Origin of the sequence: Amycolatopsis sp. NPDC051128 (assembly GCF_040682715.1) — a bacterium.
In the GTDB taxonomy this organism is placed as follows: Bacteria; Actinomycetota; Actinomycetes; order Mycobacteriales; family Pseudonocardiaceae; genus Amycolatopsis.
The window spans coordinates 299,673-310,426 of sequence record NZ_JBFBBN010000003.1 but is presented as its reverse complement, the minus strand read 5'-3'; the positions used below and the strand labels follow the sequence as shown (position 1 = coordinate 310,426).

Genomic DNA, 10,754 nt, shown 5'->3' with positions numbered 1-10,754 from the left:
GACGTGGCCCCCGCCGTGCCCGCCCCGCCGGTCCCCGGGGGGGTGGGGGCCCCCCCCCCCCCCCCCCCGCCACATTGGGTGCGTTGGACGCAACCAACGCCACATTGGGGCGCTTGTCGCTACGCGTCCAGGTCCTGGGCGATCAGCTCGGCCAAGGCGTCGACGGACTCCTGGGCCGCGTCGCCCTCGGCGGTCAGCTCGACCTCGTCCCCGTGGGCCGCGCCCAGGGTCATCAGGCCGAGGACGCTGGCCGCGTCGACCGGGTCACCCGCGACACCGGCCGTGATCTTGGCGATCCGGACCTTCGCCGGCTGCCCGGCCGCGGTCTTGGCCACCAGGCCGGCGGGCCGGGCGTGCAACCCGACGCTGCTGGCGACGAGCGTGCGGCGCTGGTACACAGTGGACTCCTTCACCGGGGACTCCTTCACGCGTTGACGGCTTGGGTGCTGACGGCGGCGGAGCGTTCGGCGGCGCGGAAGCGGGCCTGCTTCAGCACGATCACCGAACCAGCGGCGACCGCGGTGCCGGCGACCAGCGCCACCAGGAAGAGCAGCGGGCTGCCGATCAGCGGGAGCACGAAGATCCCGCCGTGCGGGGCGCGCAGCGTCGCCCCGAAGGCCATCGACAGCGACCCCGTCACGGCCGAGCCGAGCATGATCGACGGGATCACCCGGAACGGGTCCGCCGCGGCGAACGGGATCGCGCCCTCGGTGATGAACGACGCGCCGAGCAGCCAGGCCGCGCGGCCGTTCTCACGTTCGGCTTCGGTGAACAGCTTCTTGCGCACCGTCGACGCCAGCGCGAGCGCCAGCGGCGGCACCATCCCGGCGGCCATCACCGCGGCCATGATCTGCAGTGACGCCGTCGCGCCGGTGGTCAGGCCGCCGACGGCGAAGGCGTAGGCGGCCTTGTTGACCGGCCCGCCCATGTCGAAGGCCATCATCAGGCCGAGCAGCGCGCCCAGCAGCAGCGCGCTGGCGCCACTGAGGCTGTTGAGCCAGCTGGTCAAGCCCGTCGTCGCGGCGGCGATCGGCTTGCCGACCACCACGTACATCAGCACACCGACCACAATGGACCCGAGCAGCGGGTAGACGACCACGGGCATGATGCCCCGCATGGCCTTCGGCACCTGGATCCGCTTCAGCGCCAGCACGACGCCACCGGCGAGCAGGCCGGCGACGAGGCCGCCGAGGAACCCGGCGCCGACGGTGACGGCGATCGCGCCGCCGACGAAACCCGGGGCGATGGCCGGGCGGTCGGCCATCGCGAAGGCGATGAACCCGGCCAGCACCGGCACCAGGAAGTCGAAGGCGGCGCTGCCGATCTGGAACATCAGCGCGGCCCAGCCGGCGACCGAACCCGCGTCGAAGTGCTCGGTGACCTTCGGCGCGTCGACGATCTTGTAGCCACCCAAGGCGAAACTCAGCGCGATGAGCAGGCCGCCCGCGGCGACGAACGGGATGAGGTAGCTGACGCCGGTCATCAGCCACTGGCGGAGCCGGGTGCCGAGCCCGTCGTTCGCGCCGACCTTCGAGGTCAGCTCCGGTGGGGCGGAAGCAGGGGCACCGGCGGCGACGGGCTCACGGGCCGCGGCCTTGGCGCGCTCGAACAGGCCGGCGGCGTCGTTGATCGCGGCCTTGACCGGTGCTTCGACGATCGGCTTGCCGGCGAACCGTTCCCGGCCCTGCACGGCGAGGTCCGCGGCGAAGATGACGGCGTCCGCGCTCGCGATGTCTTCGGCGGACAGCGGTTCGGACCCGGCCGAGCCCTGGGTTTCGACGACGATCGTGTCGCCGTTGGCCTTGGCGGTCTGCTCCAGGGATTCGGCCGCCATGTAGGTGTGGGCGATCCCGGTGGGGCAGGCGGTGATGGCGACGAACTTCATGATCAGGCCACCTCCTGGTGGATGTACGAAGCGACGGCGACGGCGTCGGTGGCGTCCAGGAGCGTCTGCTTGAACTCCGCCCGGACAAGCCGGCGGGCGAGGGCGGCCAGGACCTTGAGGTGGTCGCTGCCGCCGCCGTCCGGCGCGGCGATGAGGAAGATCAGTTTCGCCGGGCCGTCCGGCGCGCCGAAGTCGATGCCCGCGTCGCTGCGGCCGAACGCCAGCGTCGGCGTCGTGACCGCGGCCGAGCGGCAGTGCGGGATGCCGATGCCGCCTTCGAGCCCGGTGGCCATCTGCTCCTCGCGGGCGGCGACGTCCTTGAGGAACAGGTCGAGGTCGGTCACCCGCCCGGCGGAGACGAGCCGTCCGGCCAGCGCGCGGACGGCGGCTTGCTTGTCCGTGGCGTCGAGCCCGAGGTCGACCAGGTCGGCGGTGATCAGGTCTGGGGTGGTCATGCGGCGGCTCCGCTGAGGGTGAAGGTGGGATCGGCGTCGAGCACGCGAACCTGGTCCGGGTGCACGTCCTGCGGGGTGGGCATGCGGCTGCCCTCCTGCGTGACCGCGGCGGTGCCGTAGGCGACCGCGGTGCGCAGGGCTCGGGGGCCGGTTCCTCCCGCGTGGAGGAACCCGGCGAGTGCGGCGTCTCCGGCGCCGACGGTGCTGCGCACGGCGACCAGCGGGCCGAGCGCGTGGCAGGTTTCGGTCTCCTCGACGAGCACGGCGCCGCGCGCGCCGAGGCTGACCAGCACGCTGCCGACGCCGCCGGAGATCAGCTCGCGGCAGAACGCGACGACGTCGCCGAGCAGCGGCAGCGGGCGGCCGGCCAGTTCGGTCAGCTCGTCCAGGTTGGGCTTGAGCAGGTCCGGCCCGCCCGCGCAGGCGGCGGCCAGCGGCGCGCCCGAGGCGTCCACGGCGACCTTCGCCCCGGCCTCGTGGGCGAGCTTCGTGAGCCGCGCGTAGAAGTCGTCGGGCACGCCGGCCGGGAGGCTTCCGCAGCACACCAGCCATTCGGCGCGCGCGGCCAGCTCGACGGCGCGGCGTTCGAGGGTGGCGAGCTCGGCGGGGGAGATCTCCGGGCCCGGTTCGTTGATCTTCGTCGTGGTCCCGTCGGCTTCGACGAGGGTGATGTTGCTGCGCGTCGTCCCGGCGATCGGCACCGCGACGACCGGGACGCCTTCGGGGGCGAGCAGGTCGGCCAGCCGTTCGCCGACGGGGCCGCCGGCGGGCAGCAGCGCGACGGTCGGGGTCCCGGCGGCGGCCAGCGCGCGGGCGACGTTGACACCCTTGCCGCCGGGGTCGAGCCGGACGGCCTCGGCGCGCAGCACCTCGCCGCGCAGCAGCCGGTCCAGCCGCGCGGTCCGGTCGAGGCTCGGGTTGGGGGTCACGGTGACGATCACGCCAGCACCACCTCCGGGCCCGCTTCCTCGAGTTCGGCGACCGCGCCGGCGTCGAGGCCGCTGTCGGTGACCAGCATGTCGATCTCCGCCAGCCGGGCGAAGCGGCTGAGCTGGTCGCTGCCGTACTTGCTGTGGTCGGCCAGCAGCACCCGCTTGCGGGCGGCGGCGACCACGGCGGCCTTCACCGCGGACTCGGCCATGTCCGGCGTCGTGCAGCCGTGCTCGGCGGAAAAGCCGTTGGCGCCGAGGAAGGCGACGTCCACGAGCAGCCCCTCGAGCGCGCGCAGCGTCCAGGCTTCGACGGCGGCGAGCGTGGTCCCGCGGACCCGGCCGCCGAGGATGTGCAGCGTGACGCCCGGGCGGGTGGCGAGGATCGAGGCGATCGGGATCGCGTTGGTGATCACCGTCAGCTCGCGGCCGGCGGGCAGCAACGTCGCGAGCCTGCTGGTCGTGGTGCCCGCGTCGAGCAGGATCGAGCCGCGCTCGGGCACCAGGTCGAGCGCGGCCCGGGCGATCGCGTCCTTTTCGGCGGCGTTGGTCCGGTCCCGCTGGGCGACCTCGGGTTCGAAGTCGAGCCGCTCGACCGCGACCGCGCCGCCGTAGACCCGGCGGACGACACCCTGGCGTTCGAGGACGCCGAGGTCGCGGCGGATGGTCTCGGGGGCGACACCGAGTTCGGTGGCGACGTCGTTGACGTCGACGCGGCCGTCGCGATGTGCGCGTCGCGCCAGGAGCTGATGCCGTTCGGCGGCGTACATGCCCGTTCCTCTCCGATGTTTGCCCGTTGCCGTTTGATTGTGCCCGTTGTTACCGTACTGTCAATCCCCAGTTACGAGATCCTTTGCGTCCGGAGGTCCCGATATGCAGTTGTCCGGAGTCGGAGTCAGCCCCGGCCAGGTCGATGGCCCCCGTGTCGTCGTGGCCGCTGACCTGCCCGAACCCGCTTCGTCGCCGGCGCCGGACGACCTCGGCGCCGAAGCGGGCAAGATCGGGCCGACGGCGGCCGAGGTGGCCGCGCGACTGTCCGATCGTGCCCGTTCCGTGTCCGGAGATGCCCGGTCGGTGCTGGAGACGACCGCGGCGATGGCGTCGGATCCGGCGTTGATCGCGTCCGCGGAACAGCTCGTGCGGGACCGCTCGCTGCCCGCGCCGCGCGCCGTGTGGGAAGCGGCGGGGGAGTTCATGACGGCGCTGCGGGCGGCCGGCGGCTACCTGGCCGAACGCGCCCGGGACGTCGCGGACGTCCGCGACCGGATCGTCGCCGCCCTGCTCGGCCTGACCCCGCCCGGCGTCCCGGACCTGACGTCGCCGAGCGTGCTCGTGGCGCGCGACCTCGCGCCGGCCGACACCGCGGGCCTCGATCCGGAACTGGTGCTCGCGCTGGTGACTTCGGAAGGCGGCCCGACGAGCCACACCGCGATCCTGGCGCGGGCACTGGGTATCCCCGCGGTCGTCGCGTGTGCCGGCGTCCTGGACCTTTCGAGTCCCGGGCTCGCGGTCGACGGTTCGGCGGGGACGGTGTCGCCGTCCGACGGCGTGGTGCGGGCACTGGCCCGGACGCCCCGCGCTACCTGGGACGGCGTCGGCCGCCTCGCTGACGGCCACCGCGTGAAGCTGCTCGCCAACGTGGGCTCGGCCGCGGACGCCCGCGCCGCCGCGTCGGCGGGCGCCGAAGGGATCGGGCTGTTCCGCACCGAGTTCTGCTACCTGTCGGCGACTTCCGAGCCGACGGAAGCGGAGCAGCGAGCCGCGTACGCCGCGGTGCTGGCGCCGTTCGCCGGCAAACCGGTCGTCGTCAGGACATTGGACGCCGGTTCGGACAAGCCGCTGGCCTTCCTGCCGATGGGCGCGGAACCCAACCCGGCGCTGGGCGTCCGTGGCCTGCGGGTCGCGTTCGACCGGCCGGAGCTCCTGGACCGCCAGCTGGCGGCGATCGCGGCGGCGGCCGCCGACACCGGCGCCGAGCTGTCGGTGATGGCCCCGATGGTGGCGACGGCGGCGGAGGCGGCCTGGTTCGCGGCGCACGCCCGCGCGGCGGGCATCGCCCGGGCCGGCGTGATGATCGAAATCCCGGCGGCGGCGTTGTGCGCCGCGGAGATCCTTGCCGAGGTCGACTTCGTTTCGCTGGGCACGAACGACTTGGCGCAGTACGTGTTCGCGGCGGACCGCCAGCTGGGCGCGGTGGCCGCGTTGAACGACCCGCACCAGCCGGCGTTGCTGCGCCTGGTGGGCATGGTGGCCACGGCGGGCGCGGCGGCGGGAAAGCCGGTCGGGGTGTGCGGCGAAGCGGCGGCGGACCCTTCGCTGGCGCCGGCTCTGGCGGGGTTGGGAGTCACGTCGCTGTCGATGAACGCGGTGGCGCTGGCCGGAGTGGGTTCGGCGTTGCGCGCGGTCGATCTCGCGGCGTGCCAGGACGCGGCGGCGAAGGCACGTTAGGGCGTCGATCCGGGCGGGGCTCGTTCGACGCTCTACTGACAACGAGCTGAAGGAGCCCTCATGACCGGACCGATCCGCCTGTACATGACGATGTCACTCGACGGCTTCGTGGCGGGCCCGGACGACCGGCCGGGCCAGGAGCTGGGCCGGGGCGGTGGCCGGCTGTTCAACTGGCTGGACCACCGCCACGGCGACGGTCCCAGCGGCCAGGTATACGCCGAGGCGACGGCGACAGGCGCGCTGATCTCCGGCAGGCGGACCTTCGAGCTCGCGGGCCGCTGGGGCGGTGACCACCACGACGGCGTCCCGATCCACGTGCTGACCCACCACATCGATCCCGCCGACACCCCGCCCGGGAGCGCGCGGTTCTTCACCGATGTCACCGCGGCGGCGGAGGAAGCCCGCGCCGCAGCTGGTGATCGCGCGGTCATGGTGCACGGCGCGGGCGCCGCGCAGGCGTTGCTGAAGGCGGGTCAGCTGGACGAAATCGAGGTCCACCTCGTCCCGGTGCTGCTCGGCGCCGGACGCCGGCTGTTCGACGGGGTGGGACCGGCCGAACTGGAGCTCGTCCGGCAGCTGCCGGACCGCGACGTGCTCCACCTGCGTTACGTCGTGCACCATTGATCGACGCGCGGTCTCGGGGTCTCGGGAAGGCACCCGAGACCGCGCGGTCACGTCAGCCGGCGTCCGGGACGTGGATGTCGGCGATGTGGACGTCGACCAGCGCGACGTCCAGACCGAGGTAGTCCTCGACCGCTTCGATCACGTCGATCCGGAGCTGCTCGGCCAGCTTCTTCACCGGGTGCCCGTACACGACCACCAGCGTGACGGCGATCGTCGCGACCTCGCCGTCGACGTCGACCGAGGTGCCGGCTTCGTCGAGCTCGTGCACCCCTTCGGCCTTGCGGGCCACCATGGTGACGATCTTGGTCACCACTCCGTCGGCGACCGTCGTGCTGCCGCGAGTTCCGGCCGCCGGCCGGGTTTCGGCCACGACCGGCTCCACGACCGGCTCCGCGGCGGGCTCGGCGGCGGCGACCACCACGGGCACCTCGCCGGTTTCCTCCGCGGCCTCGCCCGCCGCGTCGTTGTCCTCCTCCGCGACCGCTTCGTCGGTGTCGTTCCCCTCGGCTTCGGCCGCGTCGGCGGTTTCGGTGGTGGCGTCCGGCTCAGGCGTTCCGACCTCGGTGGTGTCGGTTCCGGTGCCGTAGTCGTAGCTTTCTGAACTGGGCGTTTCGTTCTGGGTGCGGTCGAAGATGCTGTTCATGACGTCGGACATTGTTTCCCCTCTTCGGGATCGTCGACTGCGGATGGGGACGAAGCAGACGGCGAGATGATAGGGGAAGACCGTGACCGTCGTCACCGGACCCGGAGTTCGAGACTTGCTTGTGTCCCAACAGACATCCGGTGCGAGGACCGGTGATCACCGTCCGTCAGGCCGGGCTCGGCGATCAGTGATGACGAAGCGGAAACAGCGCCCTGGAATTGTCCACTTTCTGTCGCTTGGACATTCTTTCAGTCCGTCCGGAACAGACCAGCCGGAACGCTCGAGCCCAAAGCGCGGTAGCCCGCCGGGTTGAGGTGCAGGTGGTCGCCGGTGTCGTACGCGGGCAACAGCTGCGTGGGCGCCGCCGGGTCCCGGGCCACCTTGTCGAAGTCCAGGAGCGCGTCGAAGTGGCCCGGCTGGCGGATCCACGCGTTCACCGTCTGGCGCGCCGCCTCGCGCTCGGGCGTGTCATAGCCCGTGTTGCCGCCGAACGCCGTGATCGTCGCCCCGTACACGCGGATGTCCTGGGCGTGGGCCCGGGTGATGATCTGGTCGTACGCGTCGATCAGCTGCGAGGCCACGTCCGCCGCGGTGCCGGGGGCCGCCGTGCCGATGTCGTTCACGCCCTCGAACACGATCGCCCACGAAACTCCGCTCGTGGACAGCAGGTCGCGGTCCAGGCGGGCCAGCACGTTCGGGCCCAGGCCGTCCTGCAGCACTCGGTTGCCGCCCGCCGCCTCGTTCACCACCGACGCCCCGTGGAGGCGCGCCGCCAGCACGTTCGGCCAGCGGTCGTTGCCGTTCGTCGTCGAGCCTCGGCCGTCGGAGATGGAGTCGCCGATCACCGCCACCGCCGAAGCCGGGGACAGCACCTCGACCCCGCTGAGGAAGTACCAGTGGTCCACCGGGGTCGCGCCCGGCAGGTCGGGGTCGGAAACGTGGTTGCCGGCCAGCAGGTAGGACGTCGTGCGCGAACCCGGGTGCGAGGTGATCGACGTCGAAGCCTGGCCGTGCGCCAGGTACGCCGTCACCGTGATGTTTTCCAGGGATCGCACCGGGAACGGCAGCGGGTCCGACACCACCTGCGCGCCCTGCGGCACCGTGGTCGACGGCTTGCCGTGGAACGTCACCGGGAGCACGCTGCCCGGGACGACCGCGGACACCCCGGCGGCACCGGACGACGGACGGGCCACCGACACCGCGGTGAGCGGCAGCGGCGCCCCGCCGAAGGCGTTGGAAAACCGCAGCCGGATCCGGGGACCGCCGGCCGTCACCTGCGCCGTCTGGCGCAGGGAAGCGTTGTCCAGCACGCGGTCGGCGCCGGTGAACGGCGCCGGTGGCATGTTCCCCGGCTCCGTCAGCTGCGGCATCGACGTCCACGTCGCCACCCACCGCGACGAAGGCGGACGTCCGGACGCGCCCACGAACAACGCGGTCAAGACGGCCAGCAAGGCGATCAGCGAAGTGCGTTTCATGACGAGAACTCCGGGGTCAGGACCCGGTCGAAGCCGACGAACCGGCGCGGCCCGGTCAGGGTGCAGTGCAGGGTCGTGACGATCTGCTCGCTCGAGGTCCCGACCCGCAGCTCGACGTCGCCGGGGTCGACCAGGCGGCGCCCCGCGCGGCCGGTGTACGACGTCAGGTCCGCGTGCAGGGCGATGTCCAGGACTTCCGTGGCGCCCGGGGCCAGCGAAACCGGGCGCGCCGCGATCAGCTGGCGCTCCGGCCGCGCGACCTCCGCCACCGGGTCGTGCAGGTAGACCTGGACCACTTCGGTGGTGGCGATCGAGTGGTCGTTGCGGAGCGTCACCCGGACCCGGCACACGCCGTCCGTCGGCCACAGCGAACCCGTCGCGCTGACGTCCAGCCAGGTCGCCGGCGCGTAGGAAAGCCCGTGCCCGAACGGGAACAGCGGTGAGGGATCGACCGTGCTCACCTCGCTGCGCCGGCCCAGCGGCGCCGCGAGGTACGTCGACGGCTGGCTCGCGCCCGCCGCCGGGAAGCTCACCGGCAGCCTGCCTGCCGGGTTGATCCGTCCACTGAGGACACCGGCCAGGGCCGGAGCGCCTTCCTCGCCGGGGTAGAACCCGCACACCACCGCGGCCAGCCGGGGAAGCTGGCGGGAAAGCTCGTACGGCCGTCCCGAAAGCAACACCAGCACCACCGGCTTGCCCGTGTCCAGCAGCGCGTCCAGTAACTCCTCCTGACGGCCAGGCAGCCGCAGGTCCGGCGCGTCGCAGCCTTCGCCGGACGTCCCGCCGCCGAACAGCCCGGCCCGGTCGCCCAGCGCGACCACGCACACTGAGGCGTCCGAGCACGCCGCCACCGCTTCCGCGATCCCCGCGTCGTCGCCCTCGGTGACCGGGCAGCCCAGGGCGTAGGTGACGTCGTAGGCGGATCCCAGCGCCTCCAGCAAGGTCGGCACCGAGACGCCGAACGGGACGTCGGGGTGGTGGACGCCGACGTGCAGCGGGAACGAATAGCAGCCGAGCATCGCGCCGGCCGCGTCCGCGCGCGGCCCCACGAGGGCGATCTTCGTTTCGGGGGAGAGCGGCAGCGTCCCGTCGTTGTGCAGCAGCACGATCGAGCGCTCGGCCACTTCACGGGCCAGCGCCCGCGACGCCGCGTCGTCGAGGTCGATCTCCTCCGGCACCTCCGGCGCCCAGTCCGCGTCGAGCAGGCCCAGTTCGCACTTCTGCCGCAGCACTCGCTCGAGGGCACGGTCGACGACGGCGGTATCGACCGCGCCCCCTTCCACCGCGGCGAGCAGCGGCTCGCCGTAACAGTCCATGGTCGGCAGCTCCACGTCGATGCCCGCGGTCAGCGCCTGCGCGGCGGCGTCGCCGGGGCCGGCCGCGACGCCGTGCAAGCGGTGCAGGAACGCCACCGAGAAGTAGTCGGAGACGACCGTGCCGGCGAAGCCGTAGGTGTCCCGCAACAGGTCCGTGAACAGCGATGGGTCGGCGGCGCCCGGCACGCCGTCGATGTCGGTGTAGGTGTTCATGACCGACCGGGCGCCCGCGCGCAGCGCCAGCTCGAACGGCGGGAGCAGGACGTCCGCGATCTCCCGCGGGCCCGCCGAAACCGGCGCCAGGTTGCGCCCGGCGCGCGAGGCGGAGTACCCGACGAAGTGCTTGAGCGTGGCGATGACGCCGGCCGACTCCAGCCCGGCGACGTAGGCGCTGCCGACCGTCCCGACCAGGTACGGGTCTTCGCCGATGGTCTCCTCGACGCGGCCCCAGCGCAGGTCGCGGGTGACGTCGAGGACCGGCGCGAGCCCCTGGTGCACGCCCAGCCCGCGCATCGTCCGCCCGATCTGTTCGGCCATCCGGCGGACCAGGTCGGGATCGAAGGTCGCGCCCCAGGACAGCGGCGCCGGGTAGATCGTCGCCTGCCACGCGGCCAGCCCCGTCAGGCACTCCTCGTGCACGACGGCGGGAATCCCGAAGCGGCCGCTGGCGACGATCTGCCGCTGCGTGTGCGCCAGGCTGTGCGCGCCGATCAGGGGGTCGACCGGCCGGGTCCCGAAGGCGCGGGTCAGCTGCCCGATGCCGTGGCGGACGAGGTCGTCGAAGTCGACCGCGGGGTCGTCGAAGTCGTGCTGGTGCGGCGCCACCTCGCCGCCGGAGTCGATGCCGATCCAGATGCCGTAGAGCTGACCGAGTTTTTCGCGCAGGGTCATCCGGGCCATCAGGGCGCGGACTCGCTCGGCGGGGTCGGCCGCGGGGTCACGCCACGGCTCGGACGCCGTGGTGGGCTGCGTGGTCAAG

The 10,754-nt window shown here is 72.8% G+C and carries 10 protein-coding genes; 2 read left to right on the top strand and 8 right to left on the bottom strand.

Features of this window, described 5'->3' with window-relative positions:
- Window positions 1-119: 119 nt before the first annotated feature.
- Genes AB0M82_RS05435 through AB0M82_RS05415 form a run of 5 tightly spaced genes read right to left on the bottom strand, consistent with a single transcriptional unit; the run spans window position 120 to window position 4,039 of the window.
- Entirely contained in the window at window positions 120-398 is a 279-nt protein-coding gene (locus AB0M82_RS05435) for an HPr family phosphocarrier protein (RefSeq protein ID WP_364718032.1), read from the bottom strand.
- 26 nt (window positions 399-424) lie between these two features.
- The gene (locus tag AB0M82_RS05430) at window positions 425-1,885 is read right to left on the bottom strand and encodes a fructose-specific PTS transporter subunit EIIC (RefSeq protein WP_364717913.1); all 1,461 of its coding nucleotides are present in this window, start codon (window positions 1,883-1,885) and stop codon (window positions 425-427) included.
- Window positions 1,886-1,887: 2 nt separating this feature from the next.
- Entirely contained in the window at window positions 1,888-2,340 is a 453-nt protein-coding gene (locus AB0M82_RS05425) for a fructose PTS transporter subunit IIA (RefSeq protein ID WP_364717911.1), read from the bottom strand.
- Window positions 2,337-3,281 (bottom strand): 1-phosphofructokinase, encoded by a 945-nt coding sequence (gene pfkB, locus AB0M82_RS05420; RefSeq protein ID WP_364717909.1) that lies wholly within the window; start codon window positions 3,279-3,281, stop codon window positions 2,337-2,339. Before pfkB ends, AB0M82_RS05425 begins: the two co-directional genes overlap by 4 nt.
- Complete coding sequence (locus AB0M82_RS05415; RefSeq protein WP_364717907.1) at window positions 3,278-4,039, bottom strand: DeoR/GlpR family DNA-binding transcription regulator; 762 nt, start codon at window positions 4,037-4,039, stop codon at window positions 3,278-3,280. The genes pfkB and AB0M82_RS05415 overlap by 4 nt, the downstream gene beginning before the upstream one ends.
- 103 nt (window positions 4,040-4,142) lie before the next feature.
- On the opposite strand from AB0M82_RS05415, the gene AB0M82_RS05410 reads away from it, so the two are divergent.
- A complete protein-coding gene (locus tag AB0M82_RS05410) occupies window positions 4,143-5,717 on the top strand; it encodes a putative PEP-binding protein (protein WP_364717905.1) in 1,575 nt (524 codons plus the stop codon).
- 60 nt (window positions 5,718-5,777) lie between these two features.
- Window positions 5,778-6,341, top strand: a complete 564-nt coding sequence (locus AB0M82_RS05405; protein WP_364717903.1) for a dihydrofolate reductase family protein — start codon at window positions 5,778-5,780, stop codon at window positions 6,339-6,341.
- Window positions 6,342-6,393: 52 nt separating this feature from the next.
- On the opposite strand, the gene AB0M82_RS05400 is transcribed toward AB0M82_RS05405, so the two are convergent.
- The 3 genes from AB0M82_RS05400 to AB0M82_RS05390 form a co-directional block, all read right to left on the bottom strand.
- Window positions 6,394-6,996 (bottom strand): Asp23/Gls24 family envelope stress response protein, encoded by a 603-nt coding sequence (locus AB0M82_RS05400; RefSeq protein WP_364717901.1) that lies wholly within the window; start codon window positions 6,994-6,996, stop codon window positions 6,394-6,396.
- Window positions 6,997-7,232: 236 nt separating this feature from the next.
- A complete protein-coding gene (locus tag AB0M82_RS05395) occupies window positions 7,233-8,459 on the bottom strand; it encodes an SGNH/GDSL hydrolase family protein (RefSeq protein WP_364717899.1) in 1,227 nt (408 codons plus the stop codon).
- Window positions 8,456-10,753: a glycoside hydrolase family 3 N-terminal domain-containing protein gene (locus AB0M82_RS05390; RefSeq protein WP_364717897.1), complete on the bottom strand. Its 2,298-nt coding sequence runs from the start codon at window positions 10,751-10,753 to the stop codon at window positions 8,456-8,458. Before AB0M82_RS05390 ends, AB0M82_RS05395 begins: the two co-directional genes overlap by 4 nt.
- Window position 10,754: the final 1 nt, after the last annotated feature.